This window comes from Streptomyces sp. NBC_01217 (assembly GCF_035994185.1).
Lineage (GTDB): Bacteria > Actinomycetota > Actinomycetes > Streptomycetales > Streptomycetaceae > Streptomyces.
In genome coordinates this window covers 2,276,675-2,300,021 of the sequence record NZ_CP108538.1, presented here as the reverse complement: position 1 = coordinate 2,300,021, position 23,347 = coordinate 2,276,675, and the positions used below count along the sequence as shown (strand labels likewise).

Below are 23,347 nucleotides of genomic sequence, written 5' to 3'. Positions count from 1 at the left end.
AACACCTCAGGAGCGCAACGACATGACCCAACCCAACGGCGGTGACCTGCTCGTCGAGACGCTGCGCGGACTCGGCGTCGACACGGTGTTCGGCATCGTCAGCGTGCACAACCTGCCGCTCGTCGAAGCCGTCGACCGCGATCTGCGCTTCGTCCCCGTCCGCCACGAAGCCGCCGCCGTCAACGCGGCCGACGGCTACGCCCGCGCCACCGGTGGCCTCGGCTGCGCCCTGACCAGCACCGGCACGGGAGCGGGCAACGCGGCAGGCTCCCTCATCGAGTCCCTCAGCGCCGGCACCTCCGTCCTGCACATCACCGGACAGATCGACAGCGAGTACCTCGGCTCGGGACGCGGCTTCATCCACGAGACCAAGGACCAGCTCGGCATGCTCCGCGCGGTCTCCACCCACGCGGTCACCGTCACCGACGCGGCGGGCGCGGGCGACATCCTGCGCGACGCCGCCGCCCGCGCACTGACCGCCCCGTACGGCCCGGTCAGCGTCGAATGGCCCATCGACCTGCAGTTCGCCCCCCAGCGGCCCACCGGCACACCCGTGCCGACCGCCCCCGTGCCCGCGCTGCCCGACGCGGCGCTCCTCGATCAGGCCGCCGCCCTGCTGTCCGCCGCGCGCCGCCCCCTCATCTGGGCGGGCGGCGGAGCCAACAGAGCCCGCCCCGAACTGGCCGCGCTGCTCGACGCGCTGAACGCCGGACTCGTCACCTCCAACTCCGGACGCGGCTGCGTCCCCGAGTCCGACGAGCGGGTACTCGGCAACTACGCCACCGCCCCCGCAGGCCGCGCGCTGCTCGCCGAAGCTGATGTGCTGTTCTCCATCGGCACCCATTTCCGCTCCAACGAGACCGCCGACTACACCCTCGAACTCCCGTCCACCCACATCCAGTTGGACCTGGACCCGGCCGCGACCGGCCGCGTCCACCCGGCCACCTGCGCCCTGCACGGCGACGCGGCGGCCGTCCTTGCCGCACTCCTTCGACGCGTCACGAGCGGGGTTACGGAGACGAGCTGGCCGGCCCGCGTACGCAAGGCCCGCGCCGACGCCCGCAGCGCACAGCGCCACGCCATCGGGCCGCAGGCCGCCATCAACGACGCCGTCCGCGCGGCCTGCCCGCCCGGGTCCGTGATCGCCCGCGACGTCACCATCCCCTCCTCCACCTGGGGAAACCGGCTCCTGGAGATCACCGACCCGGCCACCAACGTCTTCCCGCGCGGCGGCGGCATCGGACAGGGTCTCGCCATGGGCATCGGCGCCGCCCTCGGCCGCCCGGACGTGCCCACCGTCGTCATCGCGGGCGACGGCGGCCTCGCCGTCCACCTCGGCGAACTCCTCACCCTCGCCCAGGAGAAGCCCGATCTCACCCTGCTCGTCTTCAACGACGGCGGCTACGGCGTCCTGCGCAACATGCAGGACAACCACTTCCCGCGCCGCTCCGGCGTCGACCTCACCACCCCCGACTTCGAGCGGCTCGCCGCCGCCGTCGGCCTCCCGTACGCCCGGATCGCCGCTGAAGCCGACGCGGGCCCCGTCATCAAGGAGGCCACCGCCTGTGAGGGGCCTGTCCTCGTCGAGATCGACCTTGCCGCACTCGGCCCGATGAACACCCCGTTCACCCCGCCCGTCAAGCTCCCCGCGACCGCGACCGCGATCGCCGCCGCGACCCCGACCGACACAGCCACCGGACAGGGAGGCACCCCGCGATGACCAGCGCCCAGGAAACCCGCCTCGACCTGCTCGTCCACCGCATGACCTGGGAGGCCGACGGTGTACTCGGCGTCGAACTCACCCACCCGGACGGAGTCCCGCTGCCCGCCTGGCAGCCCGGCGCCCACATCGACGTTCACGTCGGCGGGCACATCCGGCAGTACTCCCTGTGCTCCGACCCGGCCGACACCACCCGCTGGCGCATCGGCGTCCTCAGAGAACCCGCGTCCCGCGGCGGCTCCGCCCACATCCACACCCAGCTGCGGCCCGGCCGGCTCCTCCATGTGCAGGGCCCCCGCAACCACTTCGAGCTGGACGCCGGCCGCGACGCCGAGGCCTACCTCTTCATCGCGGGCGGCATCGGCATCACCCCGCTCCTCGCCATGGCCCGCGAGGCATCCCGCACCCGCACCCCCTGGCGGCTCGTCCACGGCGGCCGCAGCCGTACCTCGATGGCCTTCGGTACGGAACTCACCGCACTGGCCGAACTCCCCGGCGGATCGGTCGAATTCGTACCCCAGGACGAGTGCGGACACATCGACCTCGACGTCCTCCTCGGCGAGCTGCCCGCCGGCACCCAGGTGTACTGCTGCGGCCCCGAACCCCTGCTCGCCGCCGTCGAGGAACGCTGCCCGGCCGCCCGTACGGAACGCTTCGCAGCCCCCGCGACGCCGCAGCGCGACGGCGAGGACACCGCGTTCGACGTCCTCTGCTCCCGCGCCGGGCGCACCGTCGAGGTCGGCCCCGAAAGCTCCGTACTCGACGCACTGGAGGGCGCCGGGATCACTGTGCCCTCCTCCTGCCGCGACGGGATCTGCGGCACCTGCGAGACCAAGGTCCTCGAAGGCACCCCCGACCACCGGGACTTCCTGCTCTCCGAGGGCGAGAAGGCGGCGGGCGCCTCGATGATGCTCTGCGTCTCCCGCTCCCACACCCCGCGACTCGTCCTCGATCTGTGAACCGCCCTCCGAAGGGAGCCGACATGACAACCCCGCAGTACCTCAACCCCCACCAGGCACGCAGCGCCGAGCCGACCCCGTACGAGAAGAAGCTCGCCGCGGTGATCGAGGAGGTCTTCGGCACCGGCACCCACGACCTGCCCGGCCTCGTCGCCGGACTCAACGCCCGCGACCTGCCCGCCCCCGACGGCAGCCGGTGGACCGAGGACACCTTCCGCAGCGAGATGCGACGACTGGGAGCGTGAGACGACCATGACCACCGACACCGCCGTACACACGGGCGAAACGGCCCGCCCCTCCGAAGTCGCCCGCCCCGGCAACCGCACCGCCGACCGGCTCTTCGCCACCGGCATCCGCAACCAGTGGTACGCCGTCTGCCCCGCCGAGGCCGTCCCCGCGGGCGGCATGAAACGGCTCACCCTCCTCGGCGAGGAGTGGCTGCTCTTCCGCCGCGCCGACGGCACCCTGCACATGCTGGAGGACCGCTGCCCGCACCGCGGCGCCCGCCTCTCGCTCGGCAAGCACCTGGGCGACCGCATCGCCTGCTGGTACCACGGCGTCCAGGTCGACGGCACCGGAACGGTCGCCGCCGTCCCCGGACTCCCCGGCTGCAACCTCGAAGGCAAACAGCTCGTCGCCGCCCCCCACGTCATCGAGACCGGCGGTGCGGTCCTCGCCTACTTCGGCGACGACGAACACCCCGAACCGGCCCCCCTCGTCCTGCCCGAACAGCTCACCGACCCCGACGTCGCCACCTTCCTCTGCTACGCCGAGTGGAACGTCAACTGGCGCTACGCCGTGGAGAACCTGCTCGACCCGATGCACGGCTCGTTCCTGCACCGCGACTCGCACAGCATGTCCGAGGGGCAGACCACCGCCCGCTTCCGCATCCGGGAGACCGAGCGAGGCTTCTTCTTCGAGAAGACCGACCAGAGCGGCGTCAACTTCGACTGGGTCGAGCTCTGCCGCACCGGCGTCGACTGGGTCGACCTCACCATCCCGTACCCGCCCACCGCGGGCCCCGGCGGCCCGTTCGGCATCGTGGGCATGGCCACCCCCATCGACGAGGAGCGCTGCGCCGTCTTCTTCTGGCGCTACCGGCGGGTGACGGACTGGCAGCGCGACACCTGGCGCTTCCTGTACCGGACCGTGCTGGAGGACCGGCACTGGGAGGTGCTCGAACAGGACCGCGTCATGCTGGAGGAACTGCGCACCGACGCCGACCAGGCGGAGAACCTGTACCAGCACGACCTGGGCGTGGTCCGCGTACGCCGCATGTACCGCACGGAGGCGGAAGCACAGGCCGACGCGACGGGCTGAACCCGCGACGTCCTCAACGGCCGGACGGGCCCGGTCTTCCGCCCGTCCGGTCTTCCTCCGCCCGGTCTTCCGCCCGTCCGGCAAGCAGCGACGACTACGCGTCGTCCTCCGCCGCCAGCACCGACCGTTCCAGCTTCTCCAGCAGCCGCGCCAGCTGCCGGCACTCCGCGGGAGTCAGCCCCGCCAGCATCCGCCGCTCGTTGTCCAGGTGCTCCGCGAACAGCTCGTCGATCGTCGACAGGCCCTCGTCCGTGAGCCGCGAGTGCACCACCCGGCGGTCCTGAGGATCACGCTCGCGCAGGATCAGCCCGTCCTTCTCCAGACGGTCGATCCGCAGCGTGACCCCCGCCGAACTGATCAATCCGGAATCGGCCAGCTCGCCCGCCGTGCGACGAAACGGCGCCCCCGCCCTGCGCAGTGCCGTCAGCACATCGAACCCGGCCATCGACAGGCCCTTGCGCTCCACCGGCCGGGAGATCGCCGCGCTGTACCGCAGGAACGCCCGGTGCAGCCGGCCGAACACCTCCAGCGGAGCCGGATCCAGATCCGGCCGCTCCCGCCGCCAGTCCTCGACGATCGACGCCACCGCGTCCCGCCGCGTCGCGGAAGCGGAATCCGCCTTCTTCGCCATTCCGGGCACCCCTCCGTGCAGCAACACAATGGGTGAGAATCTTAGCCCTCAAAGGCCCCACCGAACCGTCCCCCCAAAACCCTCCGCAAGCCTGCGATCAGCCCTGGGAGAACCCGACTGCGTGCCGCCCGCGCCGTACGGCAGCATGGGTGCATGTCCGTACTGACGCGCGACGAAGCGCAGACCCGAGCCCAGTTCCTCGACGTACACCGGTACACGATCGACCTCGATCTGACCGGAGGGGAGGAGACCTTCGACTCCCGCACCGTCATCCAGTTCACCGCAGCCGCGGCCGGAGACACGTTCGTCGAACTCAAGCCGGCCGCTCTGCGCTCGATCAGCCTCGACGGACAGCCCCTCGACCCCGCGGACCTCACCGAGAACCGCTTCCCGCTCGCCGCCCTCACCGCCGGCGCACACGAACTGCGCGTCGACGCCGCCATGCGCTACTCCCGCACCGGCGAGGGCATGCACCGCTTCACCGACCCGACCGACGGCGAGACGTACCTCTACACCCAGCTGTTCATGGAGGACGTCCAGCGCGTCTTCGCCGCGTTCGACCAGCCCGACCTCAAGTCGGTCTTCGAGCTCACCGTCACCGCCCCCGAAGGCTGGACCGTCCTCGGCAACGGCATCGCCGAGCACCGGGGCGACGGCCGGTGGACCCTGGCCGCCACCCCGCTCATCTCCACCTACCTCGTCGCCGTCGCCGCGGGCCCCTGGCACTCCGTGACCACCGAGCACGCCGGACTGCCCTTCGGCATCCACTGCCGCCGCTCCCTGGCCCCGTACCTCGACACGGACGCCGACGAGATCCTCGACATCACCCGGGCCTGCTTCGACCGCTTCCACGAGAAGTTCGACGAGCCCTACCCCTTCGACTCCTACGACCAGGCCTTCGTCCCCGAGTTCAACGCGGGCGCCATGGAGAACCCCGGACTCGTCACCTTCCGCGACGAGTTCATCTACCGCTCCGCCGTCACCGACACCGAGCGCCAGACCCGCGGCATGGTGATCGCCCACGAGATGGCCCACATGTGGTTCGGCGACCTCGTCACCCTCGCCTGGTGGGACGACATCTGGCTCAACGAGTCCTTCGCCGAGTACATGGGCTACCAGACCCTCGCCGAGGCCACCCGCTTCACCGACACCTGGGTCGACTTCGGCGTCGCCCGCAAGGGCTGGGGATACGACGCCGACCAGCGCCCTTCCACGCACCCCGTCGCCCCCGACCCGGCCGCCGTCCCCGACACCGCGTCCGCGATGCTCAACTTCGACGGCATCTCCTACGCCAAGGGCGCGTCCGCCCTGCGCCAGCTCGTCGCCTGGCTCGGCGAGAAGGACTTCCTGGCCGGGATCAACACCCACTTCGCCCGCCACAAGTTCGCCAACGCCACCCTCGCCGACTTCATCGACAACCTCGCATCGGCCACCGACCGCGACGTCCACGCCTGGGCCGACGCCTGGCTGCGCACCACCGGAGTCGACACCCTCACCCCCCGGGTCGAGGAATCCGACGGTACGTGGTCCCTCACCGTCGACCACAAGGGCAGCCGCCCCCACCGCATCGCCGTCGGCACCTACGACCACGCCCCGGACGCCCACCTGGGCCCCGACCGACTCGTCCTGCGCGACCGGTTCGAGATCGACGTCCCCCACAACGGCACGGCCGAGGCACTGTCCGGCCGCCGCCCCGCCCTCGTCGTCCTCAACGACGGCGACCTCAGCTACGCCAAGGTCCGCCTCGACGCGAAGTCCTGGGAAACCGTCGTACGCGACCTGTCCGGCATCCCCGACGCACTGACCCGCGCGGTCGTCTGGAACACCGCACGCGACATGGTCCGCGACGGCGAACTCGCCCCCACCACCTACCTCGAAGCGGCCCGCGCACACCTCCCGCACGAGACCGACCTCGCGCTCGCCCAGGGCGTGCTCGCCTTCGCCGACGCCCACGTCGCCGGCCGATACCTCGCCCCCGAGGACCGCCCCGCCGCGCTCGCCACCCTCACCTCCCTGTGCCGCGACCTCATCCGCCGCACCGAGGACGGACGCAACCCCGGCCTGCGCCTCGTCGCCGTACGCCACCTCATCGACGCAGCCACCCAGCCCGACACCATCCAGGACTGGCTCACCAACGGCACCGTCCCCGGCGGACCCGAGCTCGACCCGGAGCTGCGCTGGCGCATCCTCACCCGCCTCGCCGTCCTCGGCGCCACCGACGAGGCAGCGATCGCCGCCGAACTCGAACAGGACCCCAGCGCCACCGGGCAGGAGGGCGCCGCCCGCTGCCGGGCCGCCCTCCCCACCCCCGAGGCCAAGGCCGCCGCCTGGCACGCCCTGTTCAACGACGACAAGCTCTCCAACTACCTCTTCACCGCCACCGCCCAGGGCTTCTGGCAGCCCGAACAGGCCGATCTCGTACGGGAGTACGTGCCCCGCTTCTACCCCGAGGCGACCCGGCTCGCCGCCCGCCGCGGCCCCGCCATCGCCGAGGCCGCCGGCCGATACGCCTTCCCCGCCCACGCCGTCGACGCCGACAGCCTCCACCTCGGCGAACAGGCCCTGAACGACAAGGACCTCATCCCGGCCCTGCGCCGCAAGCTGATCGACCAGATCGACGACCTGCGCCGCGCGCTGGCCGTGCGCGTTGCCCACTGACCCACAACCGCCCACAACTCAATACCGGCACCACCCGTGCCCGGCGCCACTCCCCTCACACGGGGAGACGCCGGGCACACCCCTGTCCGGCGCCACCCCCATACCACCGAAACCCCTGGTAACGGCCACCCTTCCTTCCCGTGTCCCCCTTTCGAGTTCAGATCACCGGGCTCTGCGGCCGCGCCCACGAAAACCCGGACAAGCTGGCATGTCCACCCATGTGCACCCGAAGGGCCCGCCACCATGCCCACCCCGCCCCTCGCCGGATCGACCACGGGCCCCGCCGCCCTGCGCCCCCTCATCGACACCGTCCTCACCGCACTCCAGGACGGCGCCCACCGGCGCGACGGCCCCCTCCCCGCGGGCGGACCCGACGCCGTCACCCCCCGCATGCGCACCGCCACCCACCCCGTCATCCCCGACCACGGCACCGGCCCCCACGACGCCCTGCGCACCCTCGTCACCGCCCTCGCCGAAGGCGCCGCGGACCCCGCGCACCCGCTCTGCGCGGCCCATCTGCACACCCCGCCCCTCGCCCTCGCCGCCGCCGCGGACCTCGCCGCCTGCGCCCTCAACCCCTCCATGGACTCCTGGGACCAGGCCCCCGCGGCCTCCGCCCTCGAAGCCGACATCACCGCCGCACTCGCCACCGAGGTCTACCCCCACCAGCCCTCACCCGACGCACTCGTCACCACCGGCGGAACCGAAGCCAACCAGCTCGCCCTGCTGCTCGCCCGGGAACGCCACGGCCCCGTACAGACCATCTGCGCAGCCAACGCCCACCACAGCATCACCCGCGCGGCCTGGCTCCTCGGCCTCCCCGAACCCGTCGTCATCCCCGCCCCCGCAGGCGTCATGGACCTCGCCGCACTCGACGAAGCCCTCACCGAACTCCACCGCCCCCTGTTCGTCACCGCCACCGCGGGCACCACCGACACCGGGCAGATCGACCCGCTCGCCGACATCGCCGAGCTCTGCGCCACCCACGGCGCCGAACTCCACATCGACGCGGCCTACGGCGGCCCCCTCCTCTTCAGCCCCACCCACCGGGGCAAGGTCCACGGCCTCGACCGCGCCCAGAGCGTCACCCTCGACCTGCACAAACTCGGCTGGCAACCCGCATCCGCAGGCATCCTCGCCGTCCCCGACCGCAGCCACCTCGACGTACTCCACCACCGCGCCTCCTACCTCAACGCCGACGACGACACCGAAGCAGGCCTCCCCGACCTCCTCGGCCGCTCCCTGCGCACCACCCGCCGGCCCGACGCCCTCAAGATCGCCGTCACCCTCAAGGCCCTCGGCCGCACCGGACTCGCCGACCTCGTCGACCGCACCGTCGCCACCGCCCACCACCTCGCCGACCTCATCGTCAAGACCCCCGCCCTCGACCTCTACGACCGCCCCACCATCAGCACCGTCCTCTTCCGCCCCACCGACGCCGACGACCACACCGTCGCCACCATCCGCCGCACCCTCCTCACCCGCGGCCACGCCGTACTCGGCCGCGCCCACGCCGACGACCGCCTCTGGCTCAAAGCCACCCTCCTCAACCCCCACACCACCCCCGAAGACCTGCGCACACTCCTCGACCTCGTCAACCACCTCGCCCACGACCTCGCGGAAGGCAGCACCCCCCGATGACCGACCTGCCCACCCCCGAGACCGACCAGCCACACGACCTCGTCGGCATCGGCATCGGCCCCTTCAACCTCTCCCTCGCCGCCCTCGCCCACGGCACCCCGGGCAGCCCCCGGCCCCTCGCCGCGGCCTTCTACGAACAGCGCCCCGCCTTCCACTGGCACCCCGGCCTCCTCATCGACGGCTCCAGCCTCCAGGTCCCCTTCCTCGCCGACCTCGTCACCCTCGCCGACCCCGCGAGCCCCTGGACCTTCCTCAGCTACCTGCGCAGCCGCGAGCGGCTCTTCCCCTTCTACTTCGCCGAGCGCTTCCACATCCAGCGCGCCGAATACGACGCCTACTGCCGCTGGGTCAGCGACCAGCTCCCCGGCCTCCACTTCAGCCACCAGGTCGACGCGGTGCGCTGGAACAACGAACGAGCCCTCTTCGAAGTCGACTTCACCCAGGTCGACAGCGACGGCGAAGCCGAAGCACTCGGCCGCGCCCACGCCCGCCACATCGCCCTCGGAATCGGCACCGAGCCCTACGTCCCCGAACCCCTCAGGCCACTCGCCGAAGCCGAATCCGTCCCCGTCATCCACTCAGCCGACTACCTCCAGCACCGGGAAAGACTCCTCGACGCCGAACACATCACCGTCATCGGATCGGGACAGTCCGGCGCCGAGATCTTCCTCGACCTCCTGCGCGCCCGCCCCGCTGGCCGCGAGAAGCTCCACTGGCTCGCCCGCACCCAGGCCTTCGCACCCATGGAGTACTCCAAACTCGGTCTGGAACACTTCACCCCCGACTACAGCCGCTACTTCCACGCCCTGCCCGAATCCGTACGCGACGAACTCGTCCCCCACCAGTGGCAGCTCCACAAAGGCATCGACGCCGACACCATCGCCACCATCCACGACGAGCTCTACCGCCGCACCCTCCACGGCGGCTGGCCCGACGCCACCCTCACCCCCGGCGTCTGGGTACGCACCGCCGGACGCGTCGCCAACACCCGCGTCGAACTCCACCTCGAACACACCCAGCAGAACACCCGCTCCCGCCTCACCACCGACGCAGTCGTCCTCGCCACCGGCTACCGCGAACGCTCCCTCGACCGCATCCTCACCGGACTCGACCCCTACATGCGCCGCGACGCCTCCGCGCGCCCCCGCATCGACGACCGCTTCCGCCTCGTCCTCGATCCCACAGTCACCGGCCACGTCTACGTACAGAACGCCGAACGCCACACCCACGGCGTCGGCGCCCCCGACCTCGGACTCGCCGCCTGGCGCAGCGCCACCATCCTCAACGACCTCACCGGCACCAACCCCTACCCCCTCCCCTCACGCACCGCCTTCACCACCTTCGGCCTCACCCCCCAGGCCCATGCCGTCCCCACCCGGAACCCCGACCTCATCCCCCTCGTCCAGGGCAACTGACACCCGCCCCGCACGACAGAAGGCGGCCGCACCTCCACACGGAGAGGACGGCCGCCGACAAAACCACTGCCTAGAACACCGGCGTACCGTCCCGCGTCAGACGCCAGTCCACCGAGGCGAACTGCGTACCGTCCACCGAACCCTTCGCCTGCACCCAGCCGATGATCGTGTTCCGGATCTCCTCCGAGTTCGCCCACAGCTGCTTGGCACCCGGCACGTGCGGGAAATTGCCACCGCCGCTCGCCCGGTAGTTGTTCACCGCCAGCACGAACTGCGCGGCCGGATCGATCGGCTTGCCCTCGAACGACAGATTCACGATCCGCGAACCGTTCGGCTTCGCGATGTCGATGTCGTACGTCAGACCCGACACCGCGTCGTAGTTGTAGTCCGGAGTGTTGTCCGCGTTCGTCAGCTTCGCCGGGTCCACCGGAGCACCGGCCGCCGTCTGCACGTAGTACCGGGCCGAGAACTCCAGATAGTCCTTGATCTGCGCACCGGTCAGCAGCCGCGCCTCAAGGGTGTTCTCGAACGGGTACAGACCCGCCGCGTCCTTGATCGTCACATTCCCGGCCGGGATCTGCGCCGTACGCGAGAAACAGGACGCCTGCGAGAGCACGGGAAGCGCCGCGTACTCGCCGCCCGCCAGCGCCGCCTTCACCGTCTCCGCCTGGACGACATTGATCAGATCGATGATCGGCTCGTCCTTCCAGGCCGCCTCCGCCGTCGTCATCGCCGCCGTCGACGTGCCGATAACCTGGTTGACGTAGGCCACGACCTTCTTGTGCTCGTCCACGAGCAGCCCCGTGATCTTCGGGTCCTCGGCCACGGTGTTGGAGTTCAGCACCCGCGAACCCGCCTTCTCCACCACCCAGCGGCCCTTCTCCCACACCAGGTCGAAGTCGAACAGCGTCAGCCGCTGCCCCCACTTCAACGGCTCGGAGAGCACCACCTGCTTGCCGGTCTGCTTGTTCTCCACGAAGTACTCGGGGATCTCCAGATGCGCGTGCCCGACCAGGATCGCGTCGATACCCGGCACCTGCTCGGCCACCAGACCGGCCGCGTTCTCGACGTACGGGATCTGGTCACCGTACGAGGACGTCCCGCTGTTGCCCGAGTGCGCCGAGACGATCACGACATCCGCACCCATGGAACGCAGCCGCGGCACGAACTTCGCCGCCTGCTCCTCCAGACCCGGGAACACCATCTTCCCGCTGACGTTCGCCTTGTCCCAGATGGCGATGCCCGGGTTGGTCAGCCCCAGGATCGCGACCTTCACATCCCGGCCGTGCGGGGTGCGCATCTTCTTGATGACGTAGGGGGCGAAGGCCGGCCGCAGCGTCTTCGCGTCCAGCGCGTTCGCACCCAGCAGCGGGAAGTCGCACTGCTCCTCGAACTTCCGCAGCACCGGGATGCCGTAGTTGAACTCGTGGTTGCCGAGAGCCGCGGCGTCGTAGCCGATCGCGTTCATCGCCTGCGCCATCGGGTGCACCGGGCCGCGCTTCGCCGTGATCGGGTCGATCTTGGCGTAGTAGTACGACAACTGGGTGCCCTGGATGGTGTCACCCGCGTCGATCATCAGGGTGTTGTGGCGGCCCTTCTCCCGGCGCACCTGGTCCACCAGGGTGGAGATCTTCGCCAGACCGACGTCGTTGTGGGCCTTGTCGTCGAACTCCTTGTCCGTGAAGTAGTCCCAGTTGAAGACGTTCCCGTGCAGATCGGTGGTGCCCATCACGGTGAACGAGTACCGCTTGGGCGGACGCCCGTGGCCGTGCCCATGGCCATGACCGTGTGCGGCGGCAGGCACGGCGGAGCCACCCGCGATCGCCACACCGGCGCCGGCGGCCGCCGACGTGCCCAGGAACGTCCTACGGTTCAGCGGCATTTCGTCTCCCACATCTCAGTTCTCGTACAGCTCAGTTCTCGCAGTACACAACGCGCGTAGATAATGACCCAGGAGCCGCATCCGGCAACACCCCTTGCGGGTTTCGATCTGATGACCACCCGTTGTCGTACCCGGATGCGAGAGTGGGCGCATGACCGACACCCCGCCGCCCTACGGCACCCCCGACCACCCCCGAGTCGCCGTCCGGGGCGAGGCCCGCCTCGAAGTCGACCCCGAGACGGCACAGATCGGCATCACCGTCAGCGCCCGCGGAAAAGACCGCCGCTCCGCTATCGAGGACCTCACCCGACGCAACAACCACGTCCTCGAACTCGCACGGTTCTACGGACAAGCGGTCGAAAAACTCGAAACCGGCGCATTCTCCATCACCCCCGAGCTCACCCAGCACGGCCGCGACGAAAAGATCCGCGCCTACCACGGACGCGTCCATGTCACAGCCGTACTCAACGACTTCACCGCACTGGGCGAATTCACCACCCGTGTCGCCGACCTCGAAATGACACGGGTGAACGGCCCCTGGTGGAGCCTGCGCCCCGACTCACCCGCCCATGCGAACGCCCGTCGTCAGGCCGTACGCGAAGCCGTCCAGCGCGCCCGCGAATACGCCGACGCCCTCGGCGCCCACCTCACCGCCCTGGTCGAACTGGCCGACCTCGGCGCGGAGAACACCGCCCCGGCCATACCCATGCCCGTCGCACCCGGAGGCGTCCGCGGCCGCGCGGCCTACGGCGGGGCGGCGGCCGAACCAGCCCCGGCCCTCGATCTCGAACCACAACGCCAGACGGTCCACGCCCAGGTGAACGCCCGCTTCACCATGTCACCGCCAAAACTATAAAGAGAATGCTCATCCGAGCGCCCCCGCGCACAATTCAACACTTGTCAATAACCCTTCACCCAAAGGTTGTTGGGTCGCCATGCGGCGCCAAATAACTACCCGTAGGTAAGGTCTAGGCTCGAACCATGCGCCGAGCGAAAATCGTTTGTACCCTGGGCCCCGCCACCGACTCGTACGAGCAGATCAAGGCATTGGTCGAGGCGGGAATGGACATCGCCCGCCTCAACCTCAGCCACGGCACCTACGCCGAGCACGAAGAGCGATACCACCGTGTACGCAAGGCTTCCGACGAGAGCGGACGCAGCGTCGGGATCCTCGCCGACCTTCAAGGCCCGAAGATCCGCCTCGGACGCTTCCGCGAAGGCCCCGTACTCCTTGAACGCGGCGACAGCTTCACCATCACCGTCGAGCCGATGGAGGGCGACCGCCACACCTGCGGCACCACCTACGACGGCCTCGCCACCGACGTCACCACCGGCGAACGCATCCTCGTCGACGACGGCCGCGTCACCCTCGAAGTCACCGAGGTGGACGGCCCCCGCGTGCACACCACCGTCATCGAGGGCGGCATGGTCTCCGACCACAAGGGCCTCAACCTCCCCGGCGTCGCCGTCTCCGTCCCCGCGCTCTCCGAGAAGGACATCGAGGACCTCCGCTGGGCCCTGCGCACCGGCGCCGACGTCATCGCCCTCTCCTTCGTACGCAGCGGCCGCGACATCGAGGACGTCCACCGCATCATGGACGAGGAGGGCCGCCGCCTCCCCGTGATCGCCAAGGTGGAGAAGCCCCAGGCCGTCGAGAACATCGACGGCATCGTCGCCGCCTTCGACGGCATCATGGTCGCCCGCGGCGACCTCGGCGTCGAAATGCCCCTGGAACAGGTGCCGATCGTCCAGAAGCGCGCGATCAAGCTGGCCAAGCGCAACGCCAAGCCGGTCATCGTCGCCACCCAGATGCTCGACTCGATGATCGACAACTCCCGCCCCACCCGCGCCGAGGCCTCCGACGTCGCCAACGCGGTCATCGACGGCACGGACGCGGTGATGCTCTCCGGCGAGACCAGCGTGGGCAAGTACCCCGTCGAGACGGTCCGCACGATGTCCCGCATCGTCGAAGCCGCCGAGGAGGACATCCTCGCCAAGGGCCTCCCGCCCCTGACCGACCGCAACAAGCCCCGCACCCAGGGCGGCGCGGTGGCCCGCGCGGCGGCCGAGATGGGCGACTTCCTGGGCGCCAAGTTCCTGGTCGCCTTCACCCAGAGCGGCGACACGGTCAGGCGCCTGTCCCGCTACCGCTCACCCATCCCGCTCCTGGCCTTCACCCCTGACCCGGCCACCCGCTCCCAGCTGAACCTGACCTGGGGCGTCGAGACCTTCCTCGGCCCGCACGTGGAGTCGACGGACGCGATGGTGGCCCAGGTCGACGAGGAACTGCTGAAGATCGGCCGCTGCGAGAGGGGCGACGTCGTGGTCATCACCGCCGGCTCCCCGCCCGGCGTCGCAGGTTCGACGAACCTGGTCCGGGTGCATCACATCGGTGAGGACGACAGTCTCAAGTAGGACGGTCGTCAGTACTTCGGCCCGACGTGGGCGTCCATGAGTGCGACGGACGCCCGTCGGGCGACGGAGATGTTGAACGGATCGCTGCCGCGAGCGAGCGTCGTCCACTGGACTCCGACGGCGGTGAGGGTGTCGCTGAACAGCTTGCGGATGTCGTCCGACTTGTTGGTGAAGAAGTACCGGGGGTACTCGTAGCGCTTTCGTTCGCCGCCGACGAGCTTCGTGGTCCAGTTGATGATCCGGCATCCGTCGGAGTGGATCAGACCACGGATGAATTCCCACGGGTGTGCGTCCACGATCTTCTGTTGCCAGGGCTCCAGGGCGATCCGGCGGTCGTGCTTCTTGCCGGGGCCGTGCTGGGGGAAGAAGCAAGGCCAGTGTTTGCTGTAGCAGGTCACGTTCTGGCAGCCCTGCCGCTGAACCCGGAACACTTTGTTGCCAGGACGCGCGAGCTGCATGGCTTCGGCGCAGGCGTCGATGAGGCCGGGCCAGGCATCGGCGCAGGCAATACGCAGGAAGTACACGCCCCTTCTTGCATAGGTGATGCAGCCGTCACCGAGATAGAGGCCGAGTAAATAGGCGTACGCGGCGGGGTCTTCGGGATCGCTCGGCAGGCCGTCGCATCTTGGGCAGGCTGCAGCGCGGTTCCGGCCGAGGGGTTCTATTCGTGTTTGCCACGAACGGATGGCAGCCCGGGAGATGCCGGTCTGCTTGCTTACGGAGTTCTGGCTGAAGCCTTGGGCGATGAGATCCAGAGCGCGCTTGCGCGTATCAAGGTCGTACACAAGGCCGAGCCTGTCTGGATCTTGATGGCCTTGAGTTGGAATAGATCAGCATTCACACGTTCACGTGAATTACTGATATTCCTACGCGATCTTGGAATTGAAGGAAAAGTGCCCCGAGTCGGACTCGAACCGACACTGTATGGGTTTTGAATCCATTGCCTGCTGCCAATTGGGCTACCGGGGCTCACAGAATCGAAGGTTCCCTTCGACCCCCTGCGCGACCACCATACCGCAGGTGGGTAGGCTCAAGGGAGCTGTACCTGCCCTGAACAAGGAGCCCCGTGACCACGCCCGAGTCGCCCCAGCCCGCCGCCGACGACGACAACAAGTCGCACGTTCCGCCGCTGACGACCCGTGTCGTCATCGCCGAGGACGAGGCGCTCATCCGGCTCGATCTCAAAGAGATGCTGGAGGAAGAGGGCTACGCGGTCGTCGGTGAGGCCGGGGATGGCCAGAAGGCCGTCGAGCTCGCCCGGGAGCACCGGCCGGACCTGGTCATTCTCGATGTGAAGATGCCGGTCCTCGACGGGATCTCCGCCGCGGAGAAGATCGCCGAGGAGTCCATCGCGCCGGTCCTGATGCTCACCGCGTTCTCGCAGCGCGACCTCGTCGAGCGGGCGCGGGACGCCGGGGCGATGGCGTACCTCGTGAAGCCGTTCAGCAAGAGCGATGTGGTGCCGGCCATCGAGATGGCGGTGTCGCGGTTCGCGGAGCTGAAGGCGCTGGAGACCGAGGTCGCGGACCTCGCGCAGCGGCTGGAGACGCGGAAGCTGGTGGACCGCGCGAAGAGCATTCTGCAGACGGATTACGGTCTGTCGGAGCCGGCCGCCTTCCGGTGGATCCAGAAGACGTCGATGGACCGCCGGCTGTCCATGCAGCAGCTGGCCGAGGCGTTGATCGAGGACGCCGAGGAGAAGAAGAAGGCGGCGAAGGACGGCGAGTAGCCGCGTAGGTACTTGCGGGACGTACGCGAGAGGCCCGCACCCCGATCGATCCGGGGTGCGGGCCTCTCGCGTACGTACGGGAGGGGTTCAGTCCTCGCCGAGGTAGGCCTTGCGGACGGACTCGTCGTGCAGGAGGTCCGCGCCGGTGCCGGAGAGGACGATCTTGCCGACCTCCATGACGTGGCCGTGGTCCGCGAGGGAGAGCGCGGCCTGGGCGTTCTGCTCGACGAGCAGGATGGTGGTGCCCTGGGCCTTGAGTTCGACGATGGTCTCCATGATCTTCTGCATCATGATCGGAGAGAGGCCCATGGAGGGCTCGTCGAGCATCAGGAGCTTGGGCTGGGACATGAGGGCCCTGCCCATGGCGAGCATCTGCTGCTCGCCGCCCGAGAGGGTTCCCGCGGCCTGCTTGCGGCGTTCCCCGAGGATGGGGAAGAGGTCGTAGGCGCGCTGGATGTCCTTCTCGATGCCCGCCTTGTCGTTGCGGAGGTAGGCGCCGAGGAGGAGGTTCTCGGTGATCGTCAGCCGGGGGAAGATGTGGCGTCCCTCGGGGGAGTGGGCCAGGCCCAGGGAGACGATCTTGTGGGCGGGGATGTTGGTGAGTGGTTTGCCCTCGAAGAGGATCTGGCCGCCGATGGGCTTGAGGAGGCCGGAGAGGGTGCGCAGGGTGGTGGTCTTGCCCGCGCCGTTGGTGCCGATCAGGGTGACGACCTGACCGGCTTCGACGGTGAAGGAGATGCCCTTGACGGCTTCGATCTTGCCGTAGGCGACGCGGAGGTCTTCGACCTGGAGCAGTGCGGTCATCGGGTGCCCTCCTCTTCGGTGCGGGTGGTGCCGGCGTCGGTGTCGTCGGCCACGGCTTCTGCCTCTGCGGCTTCGGCGTGTGCTTCGGCCTCCGCTGCTTCGACCTCGGCGACTTCTTCGGCGCCGGGGGCGCCTTCGAAGGGGGTGCCGAGGTAGGCGGCGACGACGCGTTCGTCGCTCTGGACGACGTCCGAGGTGCCTTCGACGAGCTTCTCGCCCTGGACGAGTACGGAGACGCGGTCGCAGAGGTTGAAGATGAACCGCATGTCGTGCTCGATGACGAGGACGGCGATGCCCTGGTCCCGGATGGCGAAGATGAGTTCTTCGGTGACGCGGGTTTCCTGCGGGTTCATGCCGGCGGTGGGCTCGTCGAGGAGCAGGAGTCCGGGGTCGCTGGCGAGGGCGCGGGCGATTTCCAGCTTGCGCTGGTCTCCGTAGGGGAGGTTGCGCGCGAGGTGTTCGGCCTTGTCCTGGAGGCCGATGAACTCCAGGAGTTCCATTGCTCGTTCGCGGCTGGCGTTCTCGGCCTTGGTGAAGCCGGGGAGCCGCAGGAGGGCGGACCAGAGGCCTTCCTTGGTCCTGGTGTGGCGTCCGACGAGGACGTTCTCCAGGACGGACATGTTGGCGAAGAGCCGGATGTTCTGGAAGGTGCGGGCGATGCCTGCCTGGGTGACGAGGTGGGGCTTGGGCGGCAGGACGGTGCCCTTGTAGCTGACCTTGCCCTCGGTGGGGACGTACAGGCCGGTGAGGCAGTTGAAGAAGGTGGTCTTTCCGGCGCCGTTGGGGCCGATGAGACCGACGATCTCGCCCGCGTTGACGGTGAGGTCGACGTTGCGTACGGCGGTGAGGCCGCCGAAGCGCATGGTCACGCCGCTCGCGTCCAGGACGGTGGTGGCGGTCTTCGTGGTGGTGGTCATGGTGCTCACGCCCCCGCCTTGGCGATGCCGGCGCCGGTGTCTTCGGACTGCCGTGGTTCCGGTACGTCGATGGGGTCGTTCTCGTGGAATTCGAGCTGCTTCCTGCGGTCGGCGACCAGGCCTTCGGGGCGGAAGCGCATCAGGAGGATGAGCGCGATGCCGAAGAGGAAGAGCTGGTAGTCCTGCATGAACTGCAGCTTGGCCGGGATGAGGTAGAGCAGCGCGGCGCCGACGAAGGGTCCGCTGAGGGTTCCCATGCCGCCGAGGATCACGGCGGCGAGGAGGAACGCGGAGTTCGGGGGCACGGAGCCGGCGAACTGGTACTGCTCGGGCGTCACGGTGTAGTTGACGTGCGCCTGGACGGTACCGGCGAGACCGGCGAGGGTGGCGCCGAGGGCGAAGGCCAGCAGCTTGAGCCGGAAGGCGTTGATGCCCATGGCGGTGGCTGCGGTCTCGTCCTCGCGGATGGCGACCCAGGCGCGGCCGATGCGGGAGTCCCCGGAGCGGCGGAAGACCAGGACGACGACGGCGGTGACGACCAGCATCAGCAGGTAGTAGTTGGCCGGCCTGCTGAGGGTGAAGGGGCCGATGTCGTGGCTGAGTCCGAAGTCGATCCCGAAGAGGTTGAGGTCCGGGATGCTGGGGATGCCCTGGGAGCCGTTGGTGAGGTCGGGTCCGCTGTTGCCGTTGAGGTTGTTGACGGTGACGCGGAAGATCTCACCGAAGCCGAGGGTGACGATGGCGAGGTAGTCGCCGCGCAGTCGCAGGGTCGGGGCGCCGATGAGGACGCCGAAGATCAGTGAGACCGCGGCTCCGGTGAGGACGGCGGCCCAGAAGGGGAAGTGGACGCCGATCGCGGAGAGTGGTGCGCCGGAGACGAGGGCCGCGGTGTAGGCGCCCACGCCGAGGAATGCGACGTACCCGAGGTCGAGGAGGCCGGCGAGGCCGACGACGACGTTCAGGCCGAGTGCCACCGTGGCGAAGATGAGGATGTTCGCGCCGATGAGGGCGTATTCCGCGGTGTCCTGGGTGAAGGGGAAACAGAAGGCAGCGACCAGGGCTGCGGCGAGGGTGACGTTGCGGTGCTTCGTGGTCAGCGCGGTGATGCGGGAGATGAGTCCCGCACGGGTGAGTGCGGTGAAGGCGAAGGCCGCGGTGATGAGGAAGCCGATGAACTGCTCGGAGTCCTCGGTGGGGATGTCGATCCCGTAGGTGAAGACGTACAGCGCGGCGCCGAAGGACGCGGCGATGATGAGGATCTCGCCCCAGGCCGGGAGGGTTTTGGCCCGGGTGGCCGAGGGTGCGGCGAGGCTGTTGCGGAAGCGCTGCCAGGCGCTGGCCCCGGCTTCGCCGTGGGGGAGCGGTTCGTCGCTGGGGAGTCCGAGGGCGGCGAGGGTGGCGACGAGTGCGCCGATGCCGCTGACCCAGGCTCCGGGTTCGAGGTTGACCGCGCCGCCGAGCTCGTAGGAGATCGCGCCCATGGCGTAGCCCGTGGTGCCGAGGGTGCCGAGGGCGAGGAGCCGGACGGGGCTGTTGGTGCCGCCGGGGGTGAGCCAGCGCAGTCCTCGGATGCCGTATCCGCAGAGTGCGAAGACGAGGGTGAGGACGGCGCCGGTGAGGGTGAGGATCTGGAGGCCACCGGGGTAGCCGGTGACGGTGAGGTCGCCGGGGAAGTCGGTGGTCCAGGTCCAGGGGAGGAAGGTACCGGCGAGCGCGATGGCGGCGCCTGCGGCGGTGGCGAGGCGGGCGACCGGTGCGGGCAGCGGGATGAGGGTGTTCTGGGTGGTCATCCGTATCACGCCCGATCCGCGACGCGTTCGCCGAGCAGGCCCTGGGGCCGCAGCAGCAGGACGACGATGAGGAGGACGAAGGCCCATACGTCCTTCCAGGCACCGCCGCCGAAGAGGTCCATGCCGGGGACGTCGCTCATGTAGCCGGTGGCGAGCGATTCGGCGACACCGAGCACGACTCCGCCGAGCATGGCGCCGTAGATGTTGCCGATGCCGCCGAGTACGGCTGCGGTGAAGGCCTTGAGGCCCATGATGAAGCCCATTTTGAAGCCGATCTGGCCGTTCTTGAGCCCGTAGGCGACGGCGGCGACGGCTGCGAACGCGGCACCGATGGCGAAGGCCATCACGATGATGCGGTCGGTGTTGATGCCCATGAGCTTGGCGGTGTCGGGGTCCTGCGAGGTCGCCTGCATGCCGCGGCCGGAGCGGGTCTTGGAGACGAAGAGCCCGAGGGCGAGCATGCAGACGGGTGCGGCGATGAGGACGAAGAGGTCACCGCGTTGGATGCTGGCGCCGAAGATGTCGAACGATTCGCCCTTGAACTGGGGGAAGGGCCGGTCCTTCGTGGCGTTGGGGTACCACTTCCAGATGGCCTGCTGAAGTGCGAGGGAGAGTCCGATCGCGGTGATCAGCGGGGCGAGTCTGGGGGCGGTGCGCAGGGGCCGGTAGGCGAAGCGTTCGGCCGCGACGCTGACGGCGACGGAACATATGACGCCGCCGATGATCATGAGGGGGACGATTGCGAGGAGGTTGGAGCCGGCCGGCATCCAGAGGTACACGGTGAGAGCTCCGAAGCCTCCGATCATGAAGATCTCGCCGTGGGCGAAGTTGATGAGCTGGATGATTCCGTAGACCATCGTGTAACCGATCGCGATGAGACCGTACATCGCGCCGAGGATGAGTCCATTGGCCAGCTGTTGCGGCAGTTCGTTCACCGCAGGGCCTCCGTGGAGTGGTTCGGATATGGCACCGCGCGGGAGCGCTGGTAGCGCTCCCGCGCGGCCTGGTGTCAGTCAGTGTGCGTCCGGGAGGGCACGGGTCAGGGCTTGTACGCCTCGCTGAGCTTGGACGTCCACTTGCCACCGTCGACCTGGTAGGCGGTCATCATGGTGTTGGTGGTGTCGCCGTACGCGTCGAAGGAGACGGGGCCGGTGACGCCGTCGAAGCTGACCTTGCTCATGGCCTCGAGGACCTTGGCGCGGGCGTCGTCGGGGACCTTGCCGTCATTGGCGGCGACGACGGCCTTGACGGCCTCGATGATCGCCCAGGTGGCGTCGTAGGTGCCGCCGCCGTAGGCCTCGTAGGCGTCCTTGTATCCGGCCGTCTTGTAGTCCGCGATGAACTTCTTGGCCGAGTCCAGCTCCTCGACGGGCTTGCCGACGGAGGTGGCGATGTCGCCCTGGGCCTTCTTGTTGAGCTTGATGAAGTCGGCGCTGTACATGCCGTCGCCGCCCATGAGCGGGATCTGGACGCTGTCCTTGAGCTGCTGGCTCAGGGGCGCGCCGGCGGGGTACTCACCGCCGTAGTAGACGGCCTTGGCGCCGGACTTCTTGACCTTGGTGACGACGGCGTTGAAGTCACGGTCGTCGGGGTTGACGTGGTCGGCGCCGACGATCTTGCCGCCGAGCTGGGTGAACGTCGCCTTGAAGGAGGCGGCGAGGCCGGCTCCGTAGGGCTTCTGGTCGTCGATCAGGTAGACGTTCTTGACCTTGGCGTCGTTGAAGAGGTACTTCGCCGCGAAGGCACCCTGGATCTGGTCCGTGGTGGCGGTGCGGAAGTACGTCTTGTACGGGCGCTGCTTGTCGCCGGTCTTCCAGTTGTTGCCCTGGGTCAGCTCCGTGCCGGTGTTGGCGGGGGAGACCTGGGTGAGGCTGGCGTCGTCGAGCGGCTTCTGCATCGACTGGGCGACGCCGGAGTTCAGGGGGCCGACAACGCCGAGGACGCCCTTGTTGTCGATGAACTTGGTGGCGTTCTGCTGGCCGACGGAGGGCTGGGCCTGGTCGTCGAGGGGCTGGAGCTCGAACGTGACCCCGGGGACGGTCTTGTTCTTGTTCGCCGTCTTGATGGCGAGGTCGGCGGAGTTCTTGATGCCGAGACCAAGGGCGGAGAGGTCGCCCGTCAGGGGTGCGTCGAGACCGATCACGACGGTCTGGGTGTCGCCGCTGCTGCTGTTTTTGCTGTCGTCGCGCGACCCGCAGGCGGTGAGAGTCAGCGCTCCTGTTGTGAGCACTGTGGTGAGGATGAGCAAAGAACGGTGTCGCACGAAAGGTCCTTTCCCTGGCGCGGCCTCCTCTGCTGAGGTGCCGTGTCGTTCGCCGGGCCGTACTGGTTGGTACAGGGCCGTGCAGCAGACGCGCCCGGCGGCGCGGTGACTGGCGGTGACTCTAGGCGCAGGTATGGGGGTCCGGGATGGGTCCGCCCCAGGATGTGACTTTCTTGTTATGCCCTTGAGCAAGGTTTGAGGTGGCTGTGCGGACATGTACGGCTATTTGCCGGTCGGCGAAGTGACCGCATGCTGAGAACGTGCAGCTCTGCTAAGGGGCTTGAGCCGATCTTGGTGCTGTCGCGCGACGAGGGGCGCGAGGGCTCGACGAACCGCCCGGTGTCTGCGGGACCGGGTTCGGAGTGCTGCGTGAAGGCGTTCGCATATTGCGTGCTTGTTACGCAGTGTTACATCGGGGTCGATGTGGCGACGCGGTGTTGTGGGCGCCGGATGCGGGCCTGATGTGGCCGGAGTGCTGAGTGGGCCACACAACGGACCGCGCGGTCAAGGGTATTGGCCGGTTCGGTTGTTCAAAAGTGCCCTGGATGCGGGTGGTTGTGGGCGGTAATGACACTGCCCGGCCGGATTGCGGTCCGGCCGGGCAGGGGCGTCGAGGGGGTGTGCGGTGTGTGCCGGTGGGTCAGGCGGCGCCGGTCTGCGGGGCGTCGCGGAGCAGGCAGGTGAGGCGGGCGGTGCAGACCCGCTTGTCCTGTTCGTCGGTGATGACGATCTCGTACGTGGCGGTGGAACGGCCGCGGTGTACGGGGGTGGCGACGCCCGTGACGAGTCCGTTACGTACCCCTCGGTGATGGGTGCAGTTCAGGTCGACACCGACGGCGAGCTTGGTGGCGCCGCCGTGGAGCATGGTGCCGACCGAGCCGAGGGTCTCGGCGAGGACGGCGGAGGCGCCGCCGTGGAGCAGTCCGTAGGGCTGGGTGTTGCCCTCGACGGGCATGGTGCCGACGACGCGGTCCGCGGAGGCTTCGACGATCGTGACGCCCATGCGCTCGCCGAGGTGGCCGGCGGAGAAGAGTGCGGGCAGATCGACGCCGAGTGCGGCGTACTCGTCGATGATCTCCTGGGGGAACTTGGGTGCGGTGTGCTCGCCCATGGGGTCCGGCTCCGATCGTCTGCGGTGGTTCATAGCTTTATTGCTGTGTGCATCGTTCTTATCAGACGACTGAGCGAACGCTTAGTGGGTAT

The 23,347-nt window shown here is 68.9% G+C and carries 19 protein-coding genes and 1 tRNA gene; 10 read left to right on the top strand and 10 right to left on the bottom strand.

The window, feature by feature from the left end; genetic code table 11:
* Positions 1-22: 22 nt before the first annotated feature.
* From OG507_RS09985 to OG507_RS09970, 4 genes are read left to right on the top strand one after another with little or no spacing between them, the layout of a single operon-like run.
* Positions 23-1,720 carry a thiamine pyrophosphate-binding protein gene (locus tag OG507_RS09985; protein WP_327366802.1) on the top strand — a complete coding sequence of 566 codons (1,698 nt, stop codon included), beginning with the start codon at positions 23-25 and terminating at the stop codon, positions 1,718-1,720.
* Positions 1,717-2,679 (top strand): PDR/VanB family oxidoreductase, encoded by a 963-nt coding sequence (locus OG507_RS09980; RefSeq protein WP_327366801.1) that lies wholly within the window; start codon positions 1,717-1,719, stop codon positions 2,677-2,679. The genes OG507_RS09985 and OG507_RS09980 overlap by 4 nt, the downstream gene beginning before the upstream one ends.
* 23 nt (positions 2,680-2,702) lie before the next feature.
* Positions 2,703-2,924: a recombinase-like helix-turn-helix domain-containing protein gene (locus OG507_RS09975; RefSeq protein WP_327366800.1), complete on the top strand. Its 222-nt coding sequence runs from the start codon at positions 2,703-2,705 to the stop codon at positions 2,922-2,924.
* A 7-nt stretch (positions 2,925-2,931) separates the two neighbouring features.
* Positions 2,932-3,999, top strand: coding sequence for an aromatic ring-hydroxylating dioxygenase subunit alpha (locus tag OG507_RS09970; protein ID WP_327366799.1), 1,068 nt, complete (start codon positions 2,932-2,934; stop codon positions 3,997-3,999).
* Positions 4,000-4,093: 94 nt separating this feature from the next.
* Here the strand turns inward: OG507_RS09970 and OG507_RS09965 are convergent, their stop codons facing one another.
* The gene (locus OG507_RS09965; RefSeq protein ID WP_327366798.1) at positions 4,094-4,630 is read right to left on the bottom strand and encodes a MarR family winged helix-turn-helix transcriptional regulator; all 537 of its coding nucleotides are present in this window, start codon (positions 4,628-4,630) and stop codon (positions 4,094-4,096) included.
* 153 nt (positions 4,631-4,783) lie between these two features.
* On the opposite strand from OG507_RS09965, the gene pepN reads away from it, so the two are divergent.
* The 3 genes from pepN to OG507_RS09950 all read left to right on the top strand — a co-directional run bounded on the left by pepN (position 4,784) and on the right by OG507_RS09950 (position 10,344).
* Positions 4,784-7,288, top strand: coding sequence for an aminopeptidase N (gene pepN / locus OG507_RS09960; RefSeq protein WP_327366797.1), 2,505 nt, complete (start codon positions 4,784-4,786; stop codon positions 7,286-7,288).
* A gap of 243 nt (positions 7,289-7,531) precedes the next feature.
* On the top strand, positions 7,532-8,929 hold the full coding sequence (locus OG507_RS09955; protein ID WP_327366796.1) for a pyridoxal phosphate-dependent decarboxylase family protein: 1,398 nt from the start codon (positions 7,532-7,534) through the stop codon (positions 8,927-8,929).
* The gene (locus OG507_RS09950; RefSeq protein ID WP_327366795.1) at positions 8,926-10,344 is read left to right on the top strand and encodes a lysine N(6)-hydroxylase/L-ornithine N(5)-oxygenase family protein; all 1,419 of its coding nucleotides are present in this window, start codon (positions 8,926-8,928) and stop codon (positions 10,342-10,344) included. The genes OG507_RS09955 and OG507_RS09950 overlap by 4 nt, the downstream gene beginning before the upstream one ends.
* A 70-nt stretch (positions 10,345-10,414) precedes the next feature.
* Here OG507_RS09950 and OG507_RS09945 read toward each other — a convergent pair whose 3' ends face one another.
* The gene (locus OG507_RS09945; protein ID WP_327366793.1) at positions 10,415-12,226 is read right to left on the bottom strand and encodes a bifunctional metallophosphatase/5'-nucleotidase; all 1,812 of its coding nucleotides are present in this window, start codon (positions 12,224-12,226) and stop codon (positions 10,415-10,417) included.
* A 151-nt stretch (positions 12,227-12,377) separates the two neighbouring features.
* Between OG507_RS09945 and OG507_RS09940 the strand changes: the two genes are divergently transcribed.
* Both OG507_RS09940 and pyk read left to right on the top strand, forming a co-directional pair.
* Entirely contained in the window at positions 12,378-13,082 is a 705-nt protein-coding gene (locus OG507_RS09940) for an SIMPL domain-containing protein (protein WP_327366792.1), read from the top strand.
* 125 nt (positions 13,083-13,207) lie between these two features.
* The gene (gene pyk / locus OG507_RS09935; protein ID WP_327366791.1) at positions 13,208-14,641 is read left to right on the top strand and encodes a pyruvate kinase; all 1,434 of its coding nucleotides are present in this window, start codon (positions 13,208-13,210) and stop codon (positions 14,639-14,641) included.
* 8 nt (positions 14,642-14,649) lie between these two features.
* On the opposite strand, the gene OG507_RS09930 is transcribed toward pyk, so the two are convergent.
* Together OG507_RS09930 and OG507_RS09925 are read right to left on the bottom strand one after the other, a co-directional pair.
* Positions 14,650-15,426: a transcriptional regulator gene (locus tag OG507_RS09930; protein WP_327366790.1), complete on the bottom strand. Its 777-nt coding sequence runs from the start codon at positions 15,424-15,426 to the stop codon at positions 14,650-14,652.
* A gap of 109 nt (positions 15,427-15,535) precedes the next feature.
* A tRNA-Leu gene (locus OG507_RS09925) sits at positions 15,536-15,610 on the bottom strand.
* A gap of 97 nt (positions 15,611-15,707) precedes the next feature.
* On the opposite strand from OG507_RS09925, the gene OG507_RS09920 reads away from it, so the two are divergent.
* On the top strand, positions 15,708-16,370 hold the full coding sequence (locus tag OG507_RS09920; RefSeq protein ID WP_327366789.1) for an ANTAR domain-containing response regulator: 663 nt from the start codon (positions 15,708-15,710) through the stop codon (positions 16,368-16,370).
* A gap of 87 nt (positions 16,371-16,457) precedes the next feature.
* Here OG507_RS09920 and OG507_RS09915 read toward each other — a convergent pair whose 3' ends face one another.
* From OG507_RS09915 to OG507_RS09890, 6 genes are all read right to left on the bottom strand, one after another.
* Positions 16,458-17,174, bottom strand: coding sequence for an ABC transporter ATP-binding protein (locus OG507_RS09915; protein WP_327366788.1), 717 nt, complete (start codon positions 17,172-17,174; stop codon positions 16,458-16,460).
* Entirely contained in the window at positions 17,171-18,091 is a 921-nt protein-coding gene (locus OG507_RS09910; protein WP_327371919.1) for an ABC transporter ATP-binding protein, read from the bottom strand. Before OG507_RS09910 ends, OG507_RS09915 begins: the two co-directional genes overlap by 4 nt.
* Positions 18,092-18,096: 5 nt before the next feature.
* Positions 18,097-19,881, bottom strand: a complete 1,785-nt coding sequence (locus OG507_RS09905) for a branched-chain amino acid ABC transporter permease (protein WP_327366787.1) — start codon at positions 19,879-19,881, stop codon at positions 18,097-18,099.
* A gap of 5 nt (positions 19,882-19,886) precedes the next feature.
* Complete coding sequence (locus OG507_RS09900) at positions 19,887-20,816, bottom strand: branched-chain amino acid ABC transporter permease (protein WP_327366786.1); 930 nt, start codon at positions 20,814-20,816, stop codon at positions 19,887-19,889.
* A 104-nt stretch (positions 20,817-20,920) separates the two neighbouring features.
* Entirely contained in the window at positions 20,921-22,129 is a 1,209-nt protein-coding gene (locus tag OG507_RS09895; RefSeq protein ID WP_327371918.1) for a branched-chain amino acid ABC transporter substrate-binding protein, read from the bottom strand.
* Between the two features lie 655 nt (positions 22,130-22,784).
* Entirely contained in the window at positions 22,785-23,255 is a 471-nt protein-coding gene (locus OG507_RS09890; protein ID WP_327366785.1) for a PaaI family thioesterase, read from the bottom strand.
* Between the last annotated feature and the right edge of the window lie 92 nt (positions 23,256-23,347).

Bases quoted from the DNA above. Each gene is read 5' to 3' on its own strand.
- OG507_RS09985 (WP_327366802.1), top strand. From the start codon at position 23: ATGACCCAACCCAACGGCGGTGACCTGCTCGTCGAGACGCTGCGCGGA.
- OG507_RS09980 (WP_327366801.1), top strand. From the start codon at position 1,717: ATGACCAGCGCCCAGGAAACCCGCCTCGACCTGCTCGTCCACCGCATG.
- OG507_RS09975 (WP_327366800.1), top strand. From the start codon at position 2,703: ATGACAACCCCGCAGTACCTCAACCCCCACCAGGCACGCAGCGCCGAG.
- OG507_RS09970 (WP_327366799.1), top strand. From the start codon at position 2,932: ATGACCACCGACACCGCCGTACACACGGGCGAAACGGCCCGCCCCTCC.
- OG507_RS09965 (WP_327366798.1), bottom strand. From the start codon at position 4,630: ATGGCGAAGAAGGCGGATTCCGCTTCCGCGACGCGGCGGGACGCGGTG.
- pepN (WP_327366797.1), top strand. From the start codon at position 4,784: ATGTCCGTACTGACGCGCGACGAAGCGCAGACCCGAGCCCAGTTCCTC.
- OG507_RS09955 (WP_327366796.1), top strand. From the start codon at position 7,532: ATGCCCACCCCGCCCCTCGCCGGATCGACCACGGGCCCCGCCGCCCTG.
- OG507_RS09950 (WP_327366795.1), top strand. From the start codon at position 8,926: ATGACCGACCTGCCCACCCCCGAGACCGACCAGCCACACGACCTCGTC.
- OG507_RS09945 (WP_327366793.1), bottom strand. From the start codon at position 12,226: ATGCCGCTGAACCGTAGGACGTTCCTGGGCACGTCGGCGGCCGCCGGC.
- OG507_RS09940 (WP_327366792.1), top strand. From the start codon at position 12,378: ATGACCGACACCCCGCCGCCCTACGGCACCCCCGACCACCCCCGAGTC.
- pyk (WP_327366791.1), top strand. From the start codon at position 13,208: ATGCGCCGAGCGAAAATCGTTTGTACCCTGGGCCCCGCCACCGACTCG.
- OG507_RS09915 (WP_327366788.1), bottom strand. From the start codon at position 17,174: ATGACCGCACTGCTCCAGGTCGAAGACCTCCGCGTCGCCTACGGCAAG.
- OG507_RS09910 (WP_327371919.1), bottom strand. From the start codon at position 18,091: ATGACCACCACCACGAAGACCGCCACCACCGTCCTGGACGCGAGCGGC.
- OG507_RS09905 (WP_327366787.1), bottom strand. From the start codon at position 19,881: ATGACCACCCAGAACACCCTCATCCCGCTGCCCGCACCGGTCGCCCGC.
- OG507_RS09890 (WP_327366785.1), bottom strand. From the start codon at position 23,255: ATGGGCGAGCACACCGCACCCAAGTTCCCCCAGGAGATCATCGACGAG.